Origin of the sequence: Bacillus sp. B1-WWTP-T-0.5-Post-4 (assembly GCF_009183795.1) — a bacterium.
GTDB lineage: Bacteria > Bacillota > Bacilli > Bacillales > Bacillaceae_G > Bacillus_A > Bacillus_A cereus.
The window spans coordinates 914,796-936,895 of record NZ_WEIJ01000001.1 but is presented as its reverse complement, the minus strand read 5'-3'; the positions used below and the strand labels follow the sequence as shown (position 1 = coordinate 936,895).

The following is a 22,100-nucleotide window of genomic DNA, read 5'->3' as shown; positions in this document are numbered from 1 at the left end:
TGGGTATATTATACAATTTTGTAAAGATATATTTACATTTTAGGAGGGGGAAGATGGATAAAAGAAAAGAAACGACTGTTACTGTTTCGATGGTTAAATTAAACTTTTCTTTATTTTTTATAATAATTGCTTTGTCGTTTGGAATTGGTTATTTGCATATATTTCTTTCAGGTGGGGTTCAAGTCGAAGTTACATTATTAACGATGTTTCTTTTTATTATCGCAATGATTGTTCTCGTTTGTATTCATGAAGCGATACATTTAATTGGCTTTCGCTATATCGGAGGTGTTCCGTGGAGTGAACTAAAATGGGGCGTTAATTGGAAATTAGGTGTTGCATATGCTCATTCTAAACAGGCGGTTACAGTAAAGCAAATGAAGAAAGTGTTAATGCTTCCGTTTTTACCAACTGGAATTTTGCCAATTGTATTGGGATTAGCTATGAATCTGGAGCCACTCTCATTTTTAGGAATTCTACTAACAGCAGGGTGTATCGGCGACATTGCCGTATATCAAAAAGTTTCAAAGTTTCCAGATGATGCGCTAGTAAAAGATCATCCGAGTAAACCACAGTTTACAGTATATGAATAATAAAGAAAGAGGAGGCGTTTTTGAATAACTGCCTCCTCTTATTATTTTTTGTCGGTGAATCAATATATTGTGAAAATTGTTGATATAATTTAATTACTATTATTGTATTTTTATCTCCACCTCTAAAAACGAAAGCACCTCCAACAAATCATCTACGATACGTGAATGCTTAAAATCACCCCAAAACGAATCTTTTTTCCAAACACCAAGAATCCCTACTTGTTCAGAACCAAGCACATCGTTTTCTGGATGATCTCCAACATAAAGACATTCTTCTGCCTTAACATCTAGTCTTTGCAAAGCACGTTCGAAAATTTCAGGGTGAGGTTTTTTTATTCCTTCAGCTTCTGAAACGAGAATGGTGTTTGTATACGTATGTATATGTAGTGCTCGAAGGTTGCTCATCTGAAATTCAGTAAAACCATTTGTGATAATACCAATTTTAATGTTTCGCTGTTTTAACTGTTGAAGTAGTTCATGCGTGTTTTTGAAAGGAATACAATGATGTTGGAAGTTTGTAATATAGTCGTGTAGTAGTTGCTCTTGCGTTAAAGTAGTAATGTTGTATTCGGAAAGGAGAGTAGCATATACTTTATCCTTCCACGTATAGCCATTATTATCGAGTTCAAGAAATCGAGAACAATACTCTGATTTCTCTATGCTCTTCAAATGTGAGGCGAAGCGATTATATTGCTCACAAATAAATTGTTCTAAAGATTGGCGCCGATCTAATAGTGTTCCATCTAAGTCGAATAGGATTGCACGAATCATGGGAAGCCTCCTTGCAGTTTTTATAATTAATTATCGCATATTCGCAAAAAAATGATTATGATATTTTGTAGAATGGAATAATGGGGGATTGTATGAAGAAACTGTATGGCAAGTTAGTGTGTTGTATTATAGCAAGCGGTTTAGTTGCAGGATGCGATAGTGCTATCGAGGTTACAAAAGAAAAAGAAATTTGTAAAACAGAAGAAGAGTGCACGCAAATAGGAGATAAAACATTACAAAAAGTATATAAAAAGATAGAGGGACTTTCAGAACTTGAAAAAGTAGAGGATTATGACATAGAAGAGTATGAAAGTATGAATATGAAAGAGGCGGAACAGAAAAAAGAAGAGGATGACAATTACTTCTTTTTAGCTTCTTATTATATCGATGATGATGAAATTGTAGATCCTTATTTTGAGAAATTGGATCGTAAGAGATTGAATAAAGTTTTTGCAGATGACGAAGTAGCAAAAGATGATTTGTTAAGTCAGCGACAAGATAGAGAGTATCATGAAACCTTATGGGACATGTATCGCACTCTCGTCCCAGTGAAATATCGTGAGAATATAACAGGATTTGGTCTAATAACGGATGGTTATGATGGCGTTGTTGCCCATGTCATGCCAAGTATAGATGACCCGAGAGATTGGGTGCTTAGTTTAGACGTGCTGGATTCTGGGGTGAATATAGATGAAGTGATGAAAACATTAATTCATGAAACGGCTCACGTATTAACGATTGGACATAAACAAGTACCAGTGGATAGAAAGTATTTAGAGGCGTTTGATGAAGAGAAAGACATTTCATCATATCGAAATAAATGTAAAACGGTGTTCTTGAAAAATGGATGTGCGAGAAAAACTTCGTATATTAACCAATTTTATAATGAATTTTGGAAACCAATTGAGCAAGAGTGGACAGAAAAGAAAGTAGAAGAAAGTGAAGAGGCACAAATTGAATTTTATAAAGAAAAGCATGATGATTTTGTATCGCTATATGGAACAACAAATGTAACGGAAGATATCGCAGATACATTTACAGCGTTCATTTTACAAGATTCAAAAAAGGTGAAAGAAGGAACAGAGTTAAAATATAAGAAAATTGCTTTCTTCTATCAGTTCCCTGAGCTTGTAAAAATGAGAGCGGAAGTGCTGTCGGGATTATATGATGTTTCAAAAACGATAGAACAACAAAGTGGAGACTAATGTGAGTTATGCTTTCGATATAGTTTCGTTAAAGAAAAGCGTGAAGAATTTTTAATTCTTTGCGTTTTTTTATGTTGATAAAATTGAAAATTCTGTATTTTTATCAAAAAGAAGAAGGAACTGGAGGTACAAAAGAGAATTAGTATAAAAATGTCACAATTTAGACACAATTATAATGCGCGTGTTGTAGGGACTATAAGTTTACTCTCGAGGAGGTAATGAAACGTATGAAAACGATTCTTGCTGTTGCTGGTCTCATTTGGGTAATGTCTCACGGTTTTCCGATTTTTGAAGGGGAGCAAATTCGTAGTGCTTTGAATGAAAAGTTTAATGATTATCATGTGATAGATCGAAAAGATAATGTCGTTACAGTACGTGTGAAAGACTGTTTCCATACAGTTACGGTTGCGGATGGAAACATTACAAATGAAACGAAAATGTGTGATAAAAGGTAAAAGAAAGAAGCTGACTATAGCGCACTGTTTTGAGTCAGCTTCTTTTTCTTTTTCCAATTAGAATTTTTTCAAATGCCTCAACAAATACATACATAAGAGTTGCAAGAACACATGTGAGTAGTACGCTAAGTAAGACGAGTGTGAAGTTAAAGACTTGGAATCCGTAGCTAATTAAGTAGCCAAGTCCTTGTTTGGAAACGAGAAGTTCTCCGAAAATAACACCGACCCAGGATAAACCAACATTTACTTTTAACGTTGAGATAATTGCTGGAAAGGATGCAGGGAGAACGACTTGCTTATAACATTGCCATTTATTTGCGCCAAATGTATCCATCACTTTTATATAGTTAGAATCGACTTCTTGAAATGCACTGTAAATAACGAGAATGGTAATGATGATGGAAATGATTACTCCCATTGCGATAGAAGATGAAATGTTTGGACCGAAAATAACGATGATGATTGGACCGAGTGCAACTTTTGGCATTGCATTTAGGACGACGAGGTAAGGATCAAGTACGCGGGCTAGAAGTGGCATCCACCAAAGAAACGTGGCAATAATAGCACCGAGTACCGTTCCGAGAATGAAACCTACTCCTGTTTCCAGCAATGTCGTCCATATGTGGACCCAAAGTGAACCGTCGATCCATTTCGTTAAGAAGAGATCCCAAATACTCGAAGGAGAACTAAAGAGTAAAGGATCGATCCATTCTTTTTTGCTAGCTATTTCCCATAGTGCAAAGAAAAGAATAAGTAGTAAAAGCTGTAGTGAGCGAGCAATCCAAGCACGCCTGCGTTCTTTCTTTCGAAATTGTTCATGTAGTTGTTTTATATTATCCAAGTCGTTCCAGCTCCTTCCATATATCTTGAAAGAGGGCTGGGAAATCGTAGTGATGGCGTGCTTCTAACGGTGATAAAGAACGGATACTTTCCGGGACGATAAAGGTTTTCGCGATTTTTCCAGGATTCGCTTGAAGTAAATAAATACGATCACTCATCGCAATCGCCTCTTCAATATCGTGAGTAACAAGTAGTGATGTTTTCTTATATTTATTTAGTAAGTTGAAAACGAGTTCTTCTAGTTTTAATTTCGTTTGATAATCGAGTGCGGAGAATGGTTCATCTAGTAATAAAATTTTCGGATCAGTTGCTAACGTTCGAACGAGAGCAGCACGTTGACGCATACCGCCGGATAGTTCACGAGGATATTGTCCTTCTACCCCATGTAGACCGACTTGCTTTAAAAGGTTTAAAGTATGTTCTTTCATTTGTTCATCATAAATTCTTCGAATATGAAGTCCAAGCATAATATTTTCTTCAATCGTTTTCCACGGGAATAAGTAATCTTGCTGCAACATATATCCCATAGATGATGTTTTCGTTGTAATTGGTTCACCATCTAAAAAGACAATACCATCAATTGGATCAAGTAACCCAGCAATGATTGAGAGGAGCGTTGTTTTACCGCAACCACTTGGGCCGAGTATAGAAATAAATTCGCCTTCTTCCACTTGTAAGCTCATATCTTCAAGAATAAGTTTGGCATTCTCTTTTGCAAAAAAGCAGTGAGAAACGTTACGTATTTGTAAAAAACTCATACACTTCGCCTCTATTTCTTAATAACGCTTTCGGCAATTTTTGTATTGACGAGCGCTTCATGTGGGACTTCTTTTTGGAATTCACCAGCGTCTTTCATAATCGTTTGGAGCTGTTTCCATTCTTCCGCATCTAGTAGTGGATTTGTCGCATAAGAATGTTGCTTTTTATACCGTTCAATTACTTTTACTGTAATGTCTTTTGAAGTGTCTTTAAATAGCGGGGAAACAGCATCAGCAATCTCTTCTGGACTATGTGTATCAACCCATTGCTGTGCTTTATAGAGCGCACGTGTGAACTTTTCAGCAGCAGCTTTATCTTTCTTTAAGAAACTTTCTTTTGCCATGAATGTTGTATAAGGAACAGTACCAGATTCATTTCCGAATGAAGCGACGATATAACCTTTACCTTCTTTTTCGAATATGCTTGCAGTCGGTTCAAAGAGCTGGACAAACTCTCCTGTACCAGATGCAAAGGCATTTGCAATATTAGCAAATTCGATATTTTGAATTAAGTTCGTATCTTTGCGAGGATCAATGCCATTTTTCTTTAAAACGTATTCCCCAACCATTTGCGGCATGCCGCCTTTACGCTGTCCTAAAAATGTAACACCTTTTACGTCATTCCAATTAAAAGAGTCTAGTTTTTTACGTGAAACTAAAAATGTCCCATCTGTTTGTGTAAGTTGTGCAAAGTTAATGACAGGGTCTTTCGCTCCTTGTTGATGAACGTAAATAGATGTTTCAGAACCGACGAGAGCAATATCAATTCCGCCAGATAATAGGGCGGTCATCGTTTTATCGCCACCAGCTGTTGTTTGTAGGTCAATATTTAGTCCTTCATCTTTAAAAAATTCTTTTTCAATCCCGACATATAATGGGGCATAGAAGAGAGAATGGGTAACTTCGCCGACGCGAATGTTTTGGGTTTGTTCTTTCGTACTTTCTTTTTTACTACTACAAGCAGCAAAAGTAAAAACAGCTAGTAACATGATGCAAAAAATCGCGATTAATTTTTTCACTATATAACACCTCCCAGAAGTCACTCTACAAGCATGATATGTAGGTAAGTGCCCATATGTGAGTGTAGATAGCAGGAATTTTTTTGGAGGTAAAGAAGTACAAATATAAGGGGTGATAAAATGGAGTACGAATACGATGATAGCGTACATTTACATCTTGATTATTTCGGGACAGAATGTGATATGGAATCGATTGCTTATAAGAGGAAGAATGAAGACGTATGGGATGTGTATTTTAATTTTGGAGTATACGGTATTCAGAAAGACGATGTAGAGTTAGGTAGGTTTATGGATGAATATGCCGGTTATTACGTTTTTTCTGTACATGCTCGCGATCTTAGTTGGGAATTTGGAAGTGCCCAGTTTGAAGAGTGGGTTTTGAAAAATCGGATAGTAGAAAAAACGCTACAAAAATAGGAGGAATTTTGTGATTGGATTTCTCATCTTATTATTTATTTTTGTGGCCGGATTTTTTATTATGCAAATGCTTATTTACCGATTTGTAAAGAAAAACATCCATAAATATACAAAAATAAAATGGTTTCATATGTGGCTACATATGAATATGAAAAAAAGGCCCGAGATTAGATTTTTTTGATTTTGTAGTTACAGTACTCGTATGTATCGTATGGAAAATATGGCTGCTTCCTTTTATATAATACACATGCTAATCATCTTCTCTTTTATCATAAAATAACGAAAAGAACCTGTCTTGTGGCGGGTTCTTTTCGTTATAGTAATAGTTGTAAAAAACTTGAATTTATACATAAAACAGTGAGTGGTGTTGTGAAAGATATTTTGACAAATACAGAAACACATACATACGGAATTAAAGTGTAATTACAGAATGGACAAATTGGCCGTGTGTAAAGTGTGGGGAATAAGAAAGAGGTCGTCCAACGGTGGACGACCTCTTTCTTATTATGCTTGGTTAGTGCGGAAGAATGGAAGTTTCTGCACAATGTGAATTAATCCGTATGCAAGAATTAAGCACATAAGAGGATTAATGAAAAATCCATAGCGATTAATTGCTAAGAATAAGTTTGAGAAGATAATGTAAATAATAGAACTTGCTACTAGCATCATAACGCGTTTATGTTTAAATGAATTTAGCATGAAGCAGAAGCTGCTCAAGAATGTACCGATGATAAACACTCTATGACATAGTTGCATAAAGTTGTGAATACGGTATTGGTCTACAGCAGGAGCTGTTTTGAATAATTCAATTGTTTTACCGACAGTGAACCAAGAGAACCAATAAGTGAAGTCCGTCTTAAATCCGTTCTTGATTAATTCTTTTGCGTATGCACCTTTGTCATCTAAGCCTTTAGCTCTCATTTCATTTACTATATTTTCATATCCAATTTTATTAAATGGATCTGCACCGGCAATTAGTGGATCTGCACCTTGGGTTGAGAATAAAATAAATTGGTTGAGTGCTAAGTAGTTACGAACAACCCATGCGCCAATAATAAAGAAAGGTCCGATAAACCATAACAATCCGATTCGAATGGAGTCTTTAAATCCATATGTAAATAACACAACAAGAACAGGAATGAGCATCATTGGAGCTGGATTTGGACGGAACATAAGTAAAATTGAAACGACAATTCCAAACCATATATGGAATTTCACTTTATTGTATTTCCATGCGAGAACAAATACATATACACATAACGCCAATAAGAATATGGATGGAACTTCTGTTAGCAATGTACGGAAGTATGTATAGTTACTTGGATAAATAGCATATAAAATACTTGCAACAATTCCATAAATGTTTTTTTCGAACAATTCTTTTCCTATTAAGAATACTAATAGCACTGTGCAAAGGTTCATGATCATGTTAATAACAGTTGCTACGTAATAGTAAGGAATTGATGTAATATCAGAAATAATCATAGCGCCAGCTAATAGTAATGGCTGACCTGGTGTAATATATGCATTTTTTCCTGGAACTTCACTAGGTTCTAAATACACATAACCAAATACACCATGTTTTAATAGTTGTTCAGCTGTTAACGAATAGTTAAAGGCATCATTTGCACCATATGTTACTTTGACTAACTCTCCATCTAATCCTGGCTGTTTTACTAAACAAAAAACGTGCAACAGGAAAGAAAGCGCCAAAATTACATATACCGCTTTAGGCAAACTCTTAAACTTAGTAAGCAAAAATGAGCAACTCCTTTTTTATTAATTCTTTCGTATTTTTATATGAAATCTTTAATAGTATTAAGGATTTCCAAAACATAGTTATTATATCATAAAGTGGAATGCTGAAATTAAGTTTTTCAAGAATGAGTAATTTGTATGCCACAATTTAACTGTTGATTAAGGGAATATTAAGACAATACATTTATGATAGAAACAAGTATGCAGACGAAATATGTAATATATGTTATTTTAATAGAAATAGTTCTTTCGATGCGGGGGAAATTAAGACATAGAAACGAGGGAATGAATTGAAGTATGGTTCTACACTTTTTCATCTTCCAAAAAGAAATATATTAATTTCTAGCATTATAAGTAGTATGGTGACTTTATTAGTAATAACTATGCTGTTTATGATTTTAAAGGTTTTCAATTTAGACATGATGAAAGATCATTTAAATCAAAAGCTTGTTTTAAGTGTTATGATGATTTTCGTATGGGGCATAACGTTTTATATTACGCATTTCAATAAAAAAGAGATGTCTATACTTAGAGCATCCCTACGAGTGCATTTTATATTATTTTTGCTAGCTCATACAGTAGCGTTATTTTATATTGTCATGCAAGTTAATATGAGTTTCATAGAGGCAATGAATTGGATTTACTTTTATAATATGCAGTTTATATTAAGTTTTGTAGTAATTTATGCAATATATATTCTTGTATATAATTTAATAGGTAAGGTTTTTCTAAGTATGGTTTTAACGAGCTGTACGTTAGTCATTTTATGTATTGTGAATTATTTGAAGCTTATTTTCAGAGGTGATCCGTTATATCCTTCTGATTTTACACAAATTACGCATATGCAATCTGTTATACCGATGGTGATGGACTATTTTAGTTGGAGTTATATTTTTGTCATTATCTTAAGTATCGTAGCTTGTATTGTAGCAGGGATATATATGAGAAGGTATATTCAAAATGTAAAGATTCATCTAGGAATAAGAGCCTTATTAGTAGTAGGGTCTATTTTTGTTCTATATGCGTATGGTAATTTTGCGAATACATTTATGAATAAAGTATTTCAAAAATCAGGTGTAGATTTTGTTTTGTGGAATCAAAATGAGAACTATGCTTCAAATGGTTTTGTACTTGGGTTTATTAGCAATTTAGATACAACAGTTATGGAAAAACCAAAAAATTATTCTAAAGAAAATATGCTTCAAATAGCAAACGATATAAACAAACAATATAGTGGAAATATAGGGAGCCAAAAGAAAAAAGAGAAACCGAATATTATTTTTGTAATGAGTGAATCGTTTTGGGATCCCACGAAAGTAACCAACCTTTCTTTTAGTGAAGATCCTGTGCCAAATTTACATCATTATATAGAAAACTTTCCTGGTGGACAAACTATTTCTCCTACATTTGGGGGAAATACGGCGAACGTTGAATTTGAGGCATTAACAAGCTATTCAATGAGTTTGTTAAAGCCAGGTTCTATACCATATCAGCAGGTTATTACAAATAAGAAAGAAATTCCATCAATCCCTACAGCGTTGAAAAAAGAAGGTTATTATACAAGTGCAATTCATTCATTTGGTCGCACATTCTTTAAACGTGATGATGTATATAAGGTGTTAGGGTTTGATAAGTTTAATGCAGAGGACACGATGGAAAATGTGGATATTGATGGAGATTATATTAGTGATTTAGCGATGAGTAAAGAGATAATTGCTGAGTTAGAGAAACAAAAACAACCTACATTTATTCATGCAGTTACGATGCAAAATCATTTTCCATTTACAGAGGGCCGATTTGGTGAAAACCTAATCGAAATTAGCGGTCTAGAAAATGAAGAATCAAAGGGAGAATTAGAGACGTATACAGAAGGATTAAGACGTTCAGATGAGGCTCTTCAATATTTAATAGAGCAACTAGATAATTTTGATAGACCTACATTATTAGTATTCTTTGGAGATCATCTTCCATCATTAGGAACAAATAAATCTTTTTATAAAGAAAATGGGTATATAACGAATGAAAAAACACCGAATGAACGTTTAGCCATGGCGCAAACACCGCTATTAATGTATGCAAACTTTGATATGCCAAATGATAATTTAGGTTTAGTAAGCCCAATTCATTTTTCTAATCTTATTTTTGATTATGCAGGATTAAATAAATCCTTATTTTATCAATTTTTATCGGAACTTTACAAGGAAATACCAGTGCTTAGAGATGAATTAAAAGTTGATAAAAATGGAGAAGTAATCAATGATTTAACAAAGAAACAAAAAGAAATGTTAGAGCAATATAAAATGCTTCAATATGATTTACTCGTTGGAAATCAATATAGTAAAGATATCCTCTTTAAATAAAAGAAACAAAAAGAACTTGTATAACGATACAAGTTCTTTTTTCATAGTATTTAACGGGGTAACCAGACAAGCTGGGTTTAGGGAGTATTACTTGTACATTTAGTATATATGAAAATGTAATCGTTTTATTTGTGTATTTGTGAGAAATATGTGAATTTTATGTTTTGTGAAAAATCGATTGTATTAACTTTCGTTCTTGTATTGCAGTTGTTATGCATGTAAAAATTTTATCAGTTCTTTATTTAATTCATCCGCTTGATCGATTGGTGAACCATGACCACTATTTGTAAGAGCATGTAACTGAGAATTTTTAATTCGTTGTTGCGTAAGCTCGGCACTTTTGTAAGGAATTAGTTGGTCGTGAACGCCGTGGAAGATTTTTGTTGGGACGTTAATTTTATTTAAATCTTTCGTTACATCTTCATTTGCAGCTGCTTGTAAAATTTTTATAAGGGCATAAGAAGCGGACTGCATACCGAGATAAGAAAACCATTCAAGGGTTGCAGCCCCTAAGTTTCTATTAAAAAAGGATAAAGATACATCATTTAAAAATTTTGGTAAATTAGCATACATTTGATTAATGAGAGCATCTGCTTGTTCTTTCGGTACACCGTAAGGGGACTCTTGATTTTTAACGAAAGAGGGGGAGACAGCGTCAATTAATGCGAGCTTAGAAATGCGGCGCCCATTATAGCGAGACATATAGCGAATAGAAAGAGCACCACCAACTGAGAAACCGACTAATGTAGCGTTCTCTACTTGAAGTGCTTCCAGAACAATTGCGATATCATCCGCTAATCGATCATACGTGTAACCAGTCCATGGCTTATCAGATTGTCCATTCCCTCGTATATCCATGGCGATACAGCGAAAGCCATGCTCTGGTAAAACATTGAGTTGATATTGGTACATTTGATGATTTAAAGGCCATCCGTGAACGAAGAAAACAGTCTTACTACCTGGCCCAGGATTAACGTCTTGAACAAAAATATGCACATCTTTCTCGACAGTAACAAACATAAATTTCCCCCTATTTTATGAATATGCTCTATCCCAAAAGCGTTGTTTTGTCATAGCTTTAATAAATTCATTTGCTAGCCTTGTAGGGTCTTGTTCTATTAAAATACCAGGCTTTCCTTCGATATTTAAAGATTGAATAATAGAAGAGCCGTTTTGGAAGGAGCCAATCGGCTTAAAGTGATTATATGATTCTACGACAAATGAACTTACTTTGTTAAGAAAATGATCATCCATCATAAAGGAGTGGTGAGCTTGTTAAGAAAATATCATTTACTTCCCACTGTCCATTTGGCGTTCCCTGCACTATGCCTAAGCGTTCGGAAACGATCACTGGCAGTTAAAGAGTTTTCATTGTTTGAAATTTTAACACCTGTATTTGTTGTCATTTCCTTTCCTTCGTTTTCACGCGTAAAAGATTGGAGTTGTTCGGTCTTTTTATTTTTTTTGCCATCCATAAAAAACACCTCCCATAATATACGTATTAATGATCATAGATTTTATGCTCTGTATATAGTCTAAATATATTGTGTTTTTGGTACGATTTTCCTCAAATGTTCGATTTATCTTTGTTTGTCTATGAAAATCATTTATTATAATAAATGGTATTCTTCGAGATATTATTTTGAAGGGGTGTTGAAGTGAAAGAAAGTTTTCTATCATATAAAGAAGAAGAAAGAAATGCAAAAATCCTTTTATGGGTGTTATATGTCATTGTTATTGTATATCAAATTTTCTATGCAATCGTATTAGAAGATAAATCAATAATGGATAAGGGATACAATATAATATGGCAAGTTATTTGCGGAGTAGCAATACTGTGCGTGAATATATATTTAATGAAAAAAGAGAAGGCAAACCTTGTTAAATATGCATGGATATTTGCATACATAGGGATAGAACTCGCTAATATATTTTCGTATGTTTTTTATAATAAGGCGGCGTTTGATGCGACAAATATAATAGAAATTATTCTCATTTTCTTTGTACCTATATTTTTAAATAAAAAATTCTATGTGTTTTTACTTTCCTCTATTGTAGGAAAATATTTAATTTATTTATTTGTATTAGAGGAAGTAAAAGCATTTATGTTCCTTATTATGTATACACTTATGTTAATAGCTGCATATATCATTTTAAACCGATTTTTACAATATCTTTCAGCTGTAAAGGAAAGTATTGCGATTGCTAGTGAATCACAAAAATTAGCAGTAATCGGAAAAATGGCAGCGACGGTTGGACATGAAATTAAAAATCCACTTGCTTCATTAAAAGGATTTACGCAATTACAACGAGAGAAGCATGAAGAGGATCCTATTTATAAACGTATGATTTTTGAAATAGAAAATATGAATAATATGATAAGTGAGTTAATGGAAGTTGCTACATGCAAACCTTCTATTTATAAGAAACATGATGTAGGAAAAATTGTATTACAAGTAATAACAAGTCTTCGTGAAAAAATAGATGAATTAAACATTCAGTTTATTTCTAATGTGGAAGAAAAAACAATAGAAGTTGAATGTGATGAACGAAAAATAAGAGGAGTCTTTTTATATACGATAAAAAATGCTTTAGAGGCAATGGGACAAGGTGGCATATTACATTTACAATTAGAAAATAAAGGGAAAGAATATGTAATGATCAGTGTGATCGATAATGGTCATGGTATTAAGCAAGAAAACTTACCCCGTGTTACAGAGGCCTTTTATACAACGAAACAAGATAAAATTGGTCTGGGACTGACGGTAGCGAATCGAATTGTCGCCGAGCACCTTGGTGAGTTGCATATTTCAAGTGAAAAAGATACTGGAACGAGAATAGACATCATTCTCCCAAGGAAGTGTGGAAATACTGAAATCCAAGTGGAAGAAAAGCTAGGAGTTACCATATGAATAAAGGCTATATATTTAAAAATGAAGAAATAAAGGCGCTGAAAGCATTTTTAAGTTTATTTTTTATTATATTTTTCGTATATGATCTTGCCTATGAATTTATCGTACCGTTAATCGGTGGAGAGCAAGAAGGTGTAGGAGAGTTTGAAGATGGTTTAGGTTTATGGCTTTACTTTTTGATGGTGGTATTGTTTTGCATTGGAATATACTTTATGAAATGGAAGAATGCTTTTGCGGTAAAATATATTATTCTAATTGGCTATAATGTATTAGATTGTATCCATAACATTATGATTTATTATGGTAGCGATGCAGAATTTGACGGTGGAAATATAGTAGAAGGATTTTTTATTTTGTTTGCACCAATCTTTGTGAATAAAAGATATTTCTGGTTAGTTCCAGCGATACTTATCGGAAAGTATGCTCTTACAGGAATCATTATTCAATCTTCTCTCGTTTTAATCCCAATGGCATTATATAGCGTATTTACTATCATATGTTGGATTATATTTTTAAGGGTTCAGTCTTACGTTCGTACGCTTGAGATGATGGACAAAGAAATAAAACAGACAGAAAAACTAGCAGCTGTTGGAAAGATGGCAACGGTTATTGGTTATAAGATTAGAAGACCTTTAGCAAACTTAAAAAAACTTGTGAATAAACAAGCAGACAAGCATCCAGAGGATAAAATTTATAGTGATATTATGAAACAAGAAGTAGATCGGATTCATATAATTGCTACAGAACTTAGTGGATTTGAGAAATCTAAATCACTAGAATCAGAAACTCATAACATACAAGAAATTATCTCTTATGTTATTCGAGTTATGGAAAAGCCAGCTTTAAAACAAGGAGTCTACATACAAGGTATTTACAGTAAAGACTTACCATCAATTATATGTGATGAAAAACGATTAAAACAGGTCTTTTTTAATTTAATCAAAAATGCAATTGAAGCAATGTCAGTTGGCGGAACAATTACGATTAAAGTTACTGTAAAAGATGGAATCATCGTTCAAGTGAAAGATGAGGGATGCGGCATTCCGAAAGATAAAATTCCAAAGTTAAATGAAGCCTTTTATACAACGAAAGAAACAGGAACTGGTCTAGGTTTAGTAGTTACAGAAAAAATTATTAAAGACCACAACGGTAAAATGAGTTTTGAAAGTGAAGTTGGGGTTGGAACGACGGTTGAAGTTATGTTACCACTGCATTAACTACAAAAAACATCACTTATTTGGAAGTGATGTTTTTGTGTTCTTCTTAGGTAGACGTTCTAAAAAAGAGGACGATAACGAAAAATAATATATTGATAGTGTAAAAAGAAAATAATGGATGTTTTACTATGAAAAATATATAATGGCTTTGTCTGTTATTTGTTGTAGTTCATTTATATTTCTATTTGTTGACCCGAATCTCGGGTCTTTTTTTTATGAAATGAATTGCTATATGTCAGTGATTAGAAAAATAGAATATATATTCATGCTGTAATACTGGTAGCACCAGTAAACTCGGTGCTACCAGTAGGTTCGTTTTCCGGCACAACGAAAGCATTTACGTTGGTACAGGTGGTGCTTTCACATTTCTCTATTTTTCTGGGGTCGATTGTATTGTGTATATAAATTTAAAAAATGATAGCGTTAGAGCCACCATTTCTCCTGCGGAAGCAAAATAACATCCACATCAAAATTCTCTTTAAACCAATCATACATCAATGTCTCTTTCACTAAATATTCAGAGGCAGAGTGTGACACACCAATTAGAGACATATTCGTTTCTTTTACATAATCCATAATGAGCGAGTATTTATGTCTGCCGTAATCATTGTCGATATGGCAATGGATTTCTCCTGTAATATATGCTTCAGCACCTTTTTCTTCTGCTTCCTTCATCAAAGATACAACATCGCCACATCCAGCGATAATTGCGATTTTTTTGATGGAATCATGTCGTTTACCTTCGAAGTCTGTGTAAGGAATCTGGAAGAGTTGTTTTAGATGTTTTTGGAGTGCTTCTGTTGATGTTTCATCTATTTCACAAATAAGGCCAACTGGTTCTTGTTCTGGACCTCCATATGCAAAGTCGTCCACTACAGTAGCGTTTAATGCTTTTGCAATTGAAATACTCGTTCCATGTGTTTGATGAAAATCCATTGGTACGTGACATGTATATATAGAAAGTTGTTTTTCTTTTATTCCTTGCAAATATTTTTCAGGAATTGGTATGAAACCGCGGCCTGATCTTCCAAGCGGATCACCGCACTCCATTACAAGGGGATGGTGCATAAAGAGTAAATCACCGGGTGTGGATTGTGAAATGAATGTTTCAAGAACGTCATCTGTAGGGAATACAGCTAAAAATACTTTGTTTACATTTTCAGATCCGTGCATCATAAGGCCGTTAAATAAATCTACAAAATTTGCTTCGAAAAATTGTTGCCAAGGAAATTTGATAGGATCATATACGGCTGGGATAAATCGACTAAAGGCACTATCTTTTCCGTATTTTTCAATTTGGAATAAGTGATCGAGTGATTGCTCTATTTTTTTTAAGGCTGGCATGTTTGATAATCCTCCTTAAGGTGATTCTTGCTTTATGAGTTGTTTGTATTCTTCGTAGCAAAATAAGAAGCGGATAGGAAACAAATAAAACCTAGAATCCAGCTAATAGAAGGAGAATAGGGAAGTACATGCTGTAATAGCATTCCGCTAGAAATGAAGAAACTACTAAATACACCTAATAACATGGGATATCGTTGTAGTTTGAACACAGATAGTAAACATCCTTTCTCCTGCATGAACTACTCATAAAAGCTCGATTGCTGAAACTTTATCACATACATTGTATATTAGTCTTAATTTTCTGTATATAACTTTTAAGAAAAATGGTGATACAATATATGAATGATAAGAGAAGAGAGGATGAAGATTAACATATGTACGTTACTGTAACAGAAGCAGCATATAAAAAGATTATGGATACGATTCCAAGTGAAGCGAAATATATAAAGTTATTTTATGATAATGAAGGTTGCGGTTGTGTTATGAGCGGAATCATCGATTTAGTAGCTGTAGCAGAGAAAGATGAGCGCGATGTGGATATTGAATCAAGCACAATGAACTTTATCGCTGATCGTACAAAGCTTGTATTTATGGACGATAAGTTAACGGTTGATTGGCATGAAGGTGGAGGAACTTTTCAGTTGAAGAGCCCAAGCCAGTTTTATAATCCAAATATGAAATTACACGTTCGAGTATAGTAAAGGTGAGTCCAAAATGTATTTTGGACTCACTTTTTTTATTTTATAAGTCGCTATTATTGTCGATAAGTCGATATATTGAAAAAATCGCTGATATATTTGGGAAATCGCCGATATAAATGGAGTTGCGCCGATATATTCAGAAAATCGCCGATATAATTTCATTTACCAAAACGTTTCATATAATAAAAAGATTTTTTCACATAATGAAATGTACATATGATTGAATTTTCTGTATAATCTTCTTTGCGGAGGGGATACGCATGAGAAGATGGGGAATTGAGTTATTAATTTTAAGTGTTGTTATTATTTGGGGGATTAACTATACAATTGCGAAGTATGGACTTTTAGAATTTACAGCAATTGAGTTTACTGCACTTCGTATGATGGCGGCGGCACCGCTTCTGTTACTCCTTACCTTTTGTATTGAAAAGTCGGTTTATATGGAGCGAACGGATATACCTAGATTAATTATCGTTAGCGTTGTAGGTATTGTACTGTATCAAACGTTATTTATGGAAACTGTCAAATATACATCCGCTACAAATGCCTCTTTACTCATTTCTATTTCACCTATTTTTACAACTGCATTTGCGATTTTCTTGAAACAAGAAAAGTTTTCTTCTCGAAAGTTAATCGGTTCTATGACTGCCTTTGTTGGTGCAGCCTTAGTTTTAGTAGCAGGACATTCACTTACTAGTTCTTTTTATGGCAATGGAATTGGACTTATTACATCAATATGCTGGGGGCTTTATCCTGTTTTAGCAGGACCATTAATTAAAAAATATTCAGCATTACGTGTTACTGCATGGTCTGCATTAGTGGGTGCGATTCCGCTATTATTGTTAAGTGGTCCACATGTATTTGTCATGCCATTTCACATTACTCACGGAATGACACTATTTGCTTTACTATATTCTATTTTCTTTGTAACAGTATTCGGTTTAGTAATGTGGTATGTTGGTGTTCAAAAAATTGGGGCGTCACATACGATGGTATATATGTATATAACGCCGCTTGTAGCTGTTTTATTTGCAGCTGTCTGGGCAAATGAATATGTATCGTTTCAACAGATCATCGGTGGAATTATCATTTTTGTCGGTCTATGGTTTGTGAAATCGGAGAAAGTAAAAGTTCATTCTATTGCAGGGGAACCTATATCAAAATAGGAAAACAGATCACCTATGATCTGCTTTCCTATTTTTTTATTTTTGGTAAGAAGATGAGAAATAAGATAGCAGTAATAAGTGGAATTAAGTTTAAAAATGGAATACGGAAGAGTGTAATAAGAATAATACCTGGAAGAAGAACACCGAGGACAGCGTAAAAAATGCTATGATTTTTCGTGTACCAATACAATGAAAGTCCAATAAGTGCAGGGATAATGAGGTGAATGAGAGCCATTAAAAAATAAATCATTAGACGCCCCCTTTATTTGTGTGCTTATTACATCATATCCGTATGTTCATAGATTGATATCATTTTTTTCATAAATGGACGAAAAAAGTTTGAAAAACCGTCACAAAATATGAGAATATGATGTTTGAAATCTTGTATAATATTATTTTCTAAAAACATTTAAACAACATAAACATACTGTTTATGTTGTTTTTAATTTGAATGAAATGAATGTAAGGAATATGAATTTGAAAGAAATTTTTTGTTGGATAGATAAGAACGAATGAAGAGAGGTACAGCATGATTAGTATGTCACTAAGATCATTTAAAATCCAATCGTATTATATACTAGGTATTTTGTTACTAGGTTGGATGTTAACACCGTTTTCAGCACATTTTTTAGGCGCTGGAATTGGGCTTATTGTAAGTATGTATTGCGTTTGGCTTTTAGGCAGAAGAATTGAGAAGCTTGGAGATAGTATTGTAAAGAAGACGAAAGCACCGACACTCGGTATGTTTAACCGTTTTGCAGCTGCCATTTTGGGTGCTATTATTATGTACGAAATTGAGCACCACATGGTTATGTGGGCGTTTGCAGTAGGGATTATGGGTGGGTATTTCTTAATCGTTGTGAATTTAGGTTACTATAGCATGAAAGATGAGAAAGAACTAACAAAGAGCTAAAAAGATAAAAGACTTCTTTTTAGATGGAATAGATGATCCAGTCACGAATAGAAGCGGTCAGGGCCTTTTTTAGCCCCATACGATGTGAAACCCGAGAGATGTAGTGAGTAGGGATATAATGTATATATTCGAAGCTGTAATTTTATAATCTAGGTCACAGATGAAGAGATTAGCGTTTCACTTTATATAAGATATAGAAAGAAGCTTACGTTTTCACGTAAGCTTCTTTTTTATGTAAGTGTGTGTAACTGTTAAGCCGCATTGGGTTTTGTCGGTGAGTACGCGAAACTTTACGGTTACACGACACTTATTCATATGAGTAAAGGGTTATTCCAACAGAAAGTTTTAATTTAAGCGATTGGACCGCCTAAGTTAATAATGTCTTCAGATACGCTGTCGAACTTTTTGAAGTTAGCTTTGAATTCATTTGCAAGTTCGATTGCTTTTGCTTTGTAAGCAGCTTTATCAGCCCAAGTTTGTTCAGGCATTAACACTTCGTCAGGTACACCTGGTACGTGAAGTGGAACTTCAAGACCGAAGATGTCATGTTTAGCTGTTTCAGTTTTCGCAAGTTCACCGTTTAATGCTGCTTGAATCATTGCACGAGTGTAACCTAAGTTCATACGTTTACCAACGCCGTATTCGCCACCAGTCCAGCCAGTGTTTACTAAGAATACTTTTGCATCGTGTTTCTCGATTTTTTCACCAAGCATTTCAGCATAGCGAGATGCATCAAGTGGTAAGAATGGTGAACCGAAGCAAGTTGAGAATGTTGCTTGCGGAGATGTAACGCCGCGCTCTGTTCCTGCTAGTTTACTAGTGTAACCACTTAAGAAATGATACATAGCTTGCTCTTTTGATAACTTACTGATTGGAGGCAATACGCCAGATGCATCAGCAGTTAAGAAAATAATTGTATTTGGGTGTCCAGCAACACTTGGCAGTACGATATTGTCGATCGCATGCATAGGGTATGCAGCACGAGTATTTTCTGTTAAAGTAGTATCGTTGTAGTCCGCGATACGCGTTTGGTCATTAATGATAACGTTTTCTAAAACGGATCCAAATGTGATTGCATCGAAAATTTGTGGTTCTTTCTCGTGAGAAAGGTTTACACATTTTGCGTAGCAACCGCCTTCAATATTGAATACACCGTTATCAGACCAACCGTGCTCATCATCACCGATTAATTTACGATTTGGATCAGCAGATAATGTTGTTTTACCTGTTCCAGATAAACCGAAGAATAGTGCTACGTCGCCTTCTTCACCTACGTTTGCAGAGCAATGCATAGAAAGAATATCTTGTTCAGGTAGTAAGAAGTTCATAATAGAGAAGATTGATTTTTTCATTTCTCCAGCGTATTCTGTACCACCAATTAGTACAATACGTTTTTCGAATGAAACCATAATGAATGCTTCAGAGTTTGTACCGTCAACAGCTGGATCAGCTTTGAAGTTCGGTGCAGAAACAATTGTGAACCCTGACTCATGAGTTGTTAATTCTTCTTCAGTTGGACGAATGAATAATTGATGTACAAATAAATTGTGCCATGCATATTCATTAATAACTTGAATTGGTAGGCGGTAATTGCGGTCAGCGCCTGCAAATCCTTTGAAGACGAATAACTCTTCTTTTTCTTTTAAGTATTCTAAAACTTTAGTATATAATTTATTAAAATGTTCTTCAGAAATCGGTTGGTTCACAGCTCCCCAAGCAATTTTGTCAGCAACCGATGCTTCTTTCACAATAAATTTATCTTTAGGAGAACGTCCTGTATATTTTCCAGTTGAAGCAGAAACGGCACCAGTCGAAGTTAATTTCCCTTCATTTCGCATTAATACTTTTTCCACTAATTGCGGAACACTTAGTTGAATCTGTGCATTGCTTCCGTTCAATAATTCGTGTAAACCAATTTGGACATTCACAGTACTCATATTTATATACCATCCTTTTCATTTAATGAAATATTTCTCGTAATCCCCAACAAGAGTATAACACAATTATATAAATAATGTATACTATTTATTTCTTTTTGTTTGTGTGAATGCATTATTTCCCTATTAATATTTCATTTCAGGCGTATTGAGAAAAACTTTCAGGAAAATGTGAATATTAATTGACAAATGAATATCATTTCTTTAGTATAGGTTGGGACGGATACTCTCTTATCCCGAGCTGGCGGAGGGACAGGCCCGATGAAGCCCAGCAACCTCACTTGTATTGATAAATGCAGGTGAATAGGTGCTAAAACCTGTGCGAGGCTACAGGTCTCGAACGATAAGAGCGAAGGGCAAAAAGCAGTATGCAAGTAGCAAATTAAACCTTTCCTCTATGTAAAGTAGGAAAGGTTTTTCTGTATGCTTGTGTGGGAGAATAAATGTATGTCGCAGTTTGTGGCAAATTAAGGATGAGTTCCGTACAATATATACAATTACTGTAGGGAGGTTTACCACATGACAAAAAAACGTCATCTGTTCACATCTGAGTCTGTAACTGAAGGACATCCAGATAAAATTTGTGACCAAATTTCTGATTCAATTTTAGATGCGATCTTATCAAAAGACGCAAATGCACGTGTAGCTTGTGAAACAACTGTAACAACTGGTTTAGTATTGGTAGCGGGGGAAATTACGACTTCTACTTACGTAGATATTCCAAAAATCGTTCGTGAAACAATTCAAGGCATTGGTTACACACGCGCAAAATACGGATTCGATGCAGAAACTTGTGCAGTTTTAACATCTATCGATGAGCAATCTGCTGACATCGCTATGGGTGTTGACCAAGCGCTAGAAGCACGCGAAGGTCAAATGACTGACGCTGAGATTGAGGCAATTGGTGCAGGAGACCAAGGTTTAATGTTTGGTTTCGCATGTAATGAAACACAAGAGTTAATGCCACTTCCAATCTCGCTTGCTCACAAATTAGCTCGCCGTTTAACTGAAGTACGTAAAGATGATACATTATCATACCTACGTCCGGATGGAAAAACGCAAGTTACAGTTGAGTATGATGAAAATGGTAAACCAGTACGTGTTGATACTATCGTAATTTCTACACAACATCACCCAGATGTTACATGGGAAGAAATCGATCGCGACTTAAAAGAGCACGTAATTAAAGCTGTAGTACCAGCAGAATTAATGGATGGAGAAACGAAATTCTTCATTAACCCAACTGGCCGCTTCGTAATTGGTGGACCACAAGGTGATGCTGGTTTAACAGGACGTAAAATCATCGTTGATACTTACGGTGGATACGCTCGCCACGGTGGCGGTGCATTCTCTGGTAAAGATGCAACGAAAGTTGACCGTTCTGCAGCATATGCAGCTCGTTATGTTGCGAAAAACATCGTAGCAGCTGGTCTTGCTGAAAAAGCAGAAGTACAACTTGCATACGCAATCGGTGTAGCACAACCAGTATCAATTTCAGTTGATACATTCGGCACTGGTAAAGTATCTGAAGACGTATTAGTAGAACTAGTTCGTAACAACTTCGATCTTCGCCCAGCTGGTATTATTAAAATGCTAGATTTACGTCGCCCAATTTACAAACAAACAGCAGCTTACGGCCACTTCGGACGTACTGATGTAGATCTATCATGGGAACGTACAGACAAAGCAGCAGCTTTAAAAGAGCAAGCTGGTCTATAATATATGAAAAAAAGCTTT

21 protein-coding genes, 3 pseudogenes and 1 riboswitch are annotated in these 22,100 nt (G+C 34.7%); of the genes and pseudogenes, 13 read left to right on the top strand and 11 right to left on the bottom strand.

Going from position 1 to position 22,100, the window contains the following annotated elements; genetic code table 11:
- The first annotated feature begins 53 nt into the window (after positions 1 to 53).
- The gene (locus GBN91_RS05045) at positions 54 to 590 is read left to right on the top strand and encodes a DUF3267 domain-containing protein (RefSeq protein WP_000361288.1); all 537 of its coding nucleotides are present in this window, start codon (positions 54 to 56) and stop codon (positions 588 to 590) included.
- A gap of 99 nt (positions 591 to 689) precedes the next feature.
- On the opposite strand, the gene GBN91_RS05040 is transcribed toward GBN91_RS05045, so the two are convergent.
- Complete coding sequence (locus GBN91_RS05040; RefSeq protein WP_006925596.1) at positions 690 to 1,361, bottom strand: HAD family hydrolase; 672 nt, start codon at positions 1,359 to 1,361, stop codon at positions 690 to 692.
- 92 nt (positions 1,362 to 1,453) lie between these two features.
- On the opposite strand from GBN91_RS05040, the gene GBN91_RS05035 reads away from it, so the two are divergent.
- Positions 1,454 to 2,566: a hypothetical protein gene (locus GBN91_RS05035; RefSeq protein WP_000737819.1), complete on the top strand. Its 1,113-nt coding sequence runs from the start codon at positions 1,454 to 1,456 to the stop codon at positions 2,564 to 2,566.
- A gap of 227 nt (positions 2,567 to 2,793) precedes the next feature.
- Positions 2,794 to 3,021, top strand: a complete 228-nt coding sequence (locus tag GBN91_RS05030) for a hypothetical protein (protein ID WP_000849112.1) — start codon at positions 2,794 to 2,796, stop codon at positions 3,019 to 3,021.
- A 34-nt stretch (positions 3,022 to 3,055) separates the two neighbouring features.
- On the opposite strand, the gene GBN91_RS05025 is transcribed toward GBN91_RS05030, so the two are convergent.
- Genes GBN91_RS05025 through GBN91_RS05015 form a run of 3 tightly spaced genes read right to left on the bottom strand, consistent with a single transcriptional unit; the run spans position 3,056 to position 5,638 of the window.
- On the bottom strand, positions 3,056 to 3,862 hold the full coding sequence (locus tag GBN91_RS05025) for an ABC transporter permease (protein ID WP_000368771.1): 807 nt from the start codon (positions 3,860 to 3,862) through the stop codon (positions 3,056 to 3,058).
- Positions 3,855 to 4,619, bottom strand: coding sequence for an ABC transporter ATP-binding protein (locus tag GBN91_RS05020; protein ID WP_000009035.1), 765 nt, complete (start codon positions 4,617 to 4,619; stop codon positions 3,855 to 3,857). Before GBN91_RS05020 ends, GBN91_RS05025 begins: the two co-directional genes overlap by 8 nt.
- An 11-nt stretch (positions 4,620 to 4,630) precedes the next feature.
- Complete coding sequence (locus tag GBN91_RS05015) at positions 4,631 to 5,638, bottom strand: ABC transporter substrate-binding protein (RefSeq protein ID WP_140159300.1); 1,008 nt, start codon at positions 5,636 to 5,638, stop codon at positions 4,631 to 4,633.
- A 120-nt stretch (positions 5,639 to 5,758) separates the two neighbouring features.
- Between GBN91_RS05015 and GBN91_RS05010 the strand changes: the two genes are divergently transcribed.
- From GBN91_RS05010 to GBN91_RS29200, 3 genes and pseudogenes are all read left to right on the top strand, one after another.
- Positions 5,759 to 6,055 (top strand): DUF3986 family protein, encoded by a 297-nt coding sequence (locus GBN91_RS05010; RefSeq protein ID WP_000455580.1) that lies wholly within the window; start codon positions 5,759 to 5,761, stop codon positions 6,053 to 6,055.
- 10 nt (positions 6,056 to 6,065) lie between these two features.
- Positions 6,066 to 6,297: pseudogene (locus GBN91_RS05005) on the top strand (hypothetical protein).
- A 109-nt stretch (positions 6,298 to 6,406) separates the two neighbouring features.
- Positions 6,407 to 6,478, top strand: a pseudogene (locus GBN91_RS29200) (DUF2196 domain-containing protein); the annotation flags it as partial.
- A gap of 81 nt (positions 6,479 to 6,559) precedes the next feature.
- Here GBN91_RS29200 and GBN91_RS04995 read toward each other — a convergent pair.
- Positions 6,560 to 7,813, bottom strand: coding sequence for a glycosyltransferase family 39 protein (locus tag GBN91_RS04995; RefSeq protein ID WP_000956221.1), 1,254 nt, complete (start codon positions 7,811 to 7,813; stop codon positions 6,560 to 6,562).
- A 290-nt stretch (positions 7,814 to 8,103) separates the two neighbouring features.
- On the opposite strand from GBN91_RS04995, the gene GBN91_RS04990 reads away from it, so the two are divergent.
- A complete protein-coding gene (locus tag GBN91_RS04990) occupies positions 8,104 to 10,173 on the top strand; it encodes an LTA synthase family protein (protein ID WP_016123484.1) in 2,070 nt (689 codons plus the stop codon).
- 210 nt (positions 10,174 to 10,383) lie between these two features.
- Here the strand turns inward: GBN91_RS04990 and GBN91_RS04985 are convergent, their stop codons facing one another.
- The 3 genes and pseudogenes from GBN91_RS04985 to GBN91_RS04975 all read right to left on the bottom strand — a co-directional run bounded on the left by GBN91_RS04985 (position 10,384) and on the right by GBN91_RS04975 (position 11,648).
- Positions 10,384 to 11,193, bottom strand: a complete 810-nt coding sequence (locus GBN91_RS04985) for an alpha/beta fold hydrolase (RefSeq protein ID WP_000498278.1) — start codon at positions 11,191 to 11,193, stop codon at positions 10,384 to 10,386.
- Between the two features lie 15 nt (positions 11,194 to 11,208).
- A pseudogene (locus GBN91_RS04980) lies at positions 11,209 to 11,527 on the bottom strand (type 1 glutamine amidotransferase family protein); the annotation flags it as partial.
- Positions 11,460 to 11,648, bottom strand: a complete 189-nt coding sequence (locus GBN91_RS04975) for a hypothetical protein (RefSeq protein WP_025710005.1) — start codon at positions 11,646 to 11,648, stop codon at positions 11,460 to 11,462. The gene GBN91_RS04975 and the pseudogene GBN91_RS04980, both read right to left, overlap by 68 nt.
- A gap of 183 nt (positions 11,649 to 11,831) precedes the next feature.
- Between GBN91_RS04975 and GBN91_RS04970 the strand changes: the two genes are divergently transcribed.
- The gene (locus GBN91_RS04970; protein WP_000664890.1) at positions 11,832 to 13,085 is read left to right on the top strand and encodes an ATP-binding protein; all 1,254 of its coding nucleotides are present in this window, start codon (positions 11,832 to 11,834) and stop codon (positions 13,083 to 13,085) included.
- On the top strand, positions 13,082 to 14,302 hold the full coding sequence (locus GBN91_RS04965) for an ATP-binding protein (protein ID WP_001032627.1): 1,221 nt from the start codon (positions 13,082 to 13,084) through the stop codon (positions 14,300 to 14,302). Before GBN91_RS04970 ends, GBN91_RS04965 begins: the two co-directional genes overlap by 4 nt.
- Positions 14,303 to 14,725: 423 nt before the next feature.
- On the opposite strand, the gene GBN91_RS04960 is transcribed toward GBN91_RS04965, so the two are convergent.
- Positions 14,726 to 15,646 carry a Nif3-like dinuclear metal center hexameric protein gene (locus GBN91_RS04960; RefSeq protein WP_001111122.1) on the bottom strand — a complete coding sequence of 307 codons (921 nt, stop codon included), beginning with the start codon at positions 15,644 to 15,646 and terminating at the stop codon, positions 14,726 to 14,728.
- Between the two features lie 374 nt (positions 15,647 to 16,020).
- Here GBN91_RS04960 and GBN91_RS04955 point away from each other — a divergent pair, with 374 nt between their 5' ends.
- Positions 16,021 to 16,344: an iron-sulfur cluster biosynthesis family protein gene (locus tag GBN91_RS04955; protein ID WP_000289570.1), complete on the top strand. Its 324-nt coding sequence runs from the start codon at positions 16,021 to 16,023 to the stop codon at positions 16,342 to 16,344.
- 263 nt (positions 16,345 to 16,607) lie between these two features.
- The gene (locus GBN91_RS04950; protein ID WP_001255411.1) at positions 16,608 to 17,513 is read left to right on the top strand and encodes a DMT family transporter; all 906 of its coding nucleotides are present in this window, start codon (positions 16,608 to 16,610) and stop codon (positions 17,511 to 17,513) included.
- Between the two features lie 28 nt (positions 17,514 to 17,541).
- Here the strand turns inward: GBN91_RS04950 and GBN91_RS04945 are convergent, their stop codons facing one another.
- Complete coding sequence (locus GBN91_RS04945; RefSeq protein WP_000639042.1) at positions 17,542 to 17,763, bottom strand: hypothetical protein; 222 nt, start codon at positions 17,761 to 17,763, stop codon at positions 17,542 to 17,544.
- A 279-nt stretch (positions 17,764 to 18,042) separates the two neighbouring features.
- Between GBN91_RS04945 and GBN91_RS04940 the strand changes: the two genes are divergently transcribed.
- A complete protein-coding gene (locus tag GBN91_RS04940; protein WP_000624926.1) occupies positions 18,043 to 18,426 on the top strand; it encodes an ATP synthase subunit I in 384 nt (127 codons plus the stop codon).
- A 350-nt stretch (positions 18,427 to 18,776) separates the two neighbouring features.
- Here GBN91_RS04940 and pckA read toward each other — a convergent pair whose 3' ends face one another.
- Positions 18,777 to 20,363 (bottom strand): phosphoenolpyruvate carboxykinase (ATP), encoded by a 1,587-nt coding sequence (gene pckA, locus GBN91_RS04935; protein ID WP_000108815.1) that lies wholly within the window; start codon positions 20,361 to 20,363, stop codon positions 18,777 to 18,779.
- A gap of 228 nt (positions 20,364 to 20,591) precedes the next feature.
- A riboswitch (SAM riboswitch) is annotated at positions 20,592 to 20,713 on the top strand.
- Between the two features lie 169 nt (positions 20,714 to 20,882).
- On the opposite strand from pckA, the gene metK reads away from it, so the two are divergent.
- On the top strand, positions 20,883 to 22,082 hold the full coding sequence (gene metK / locus GBN91_RS04930; RefSeq protein ID WP_000163123.1) for a methionine adenosyltransferase: 1,200 nt from the start codon (positions 20,883 to 20,885) through the stop codon (positions 22,080 to 22,082).
- The last annotated feature ends 18 nt before the right edge of the window (positions 22,083 to 22,100 follow it).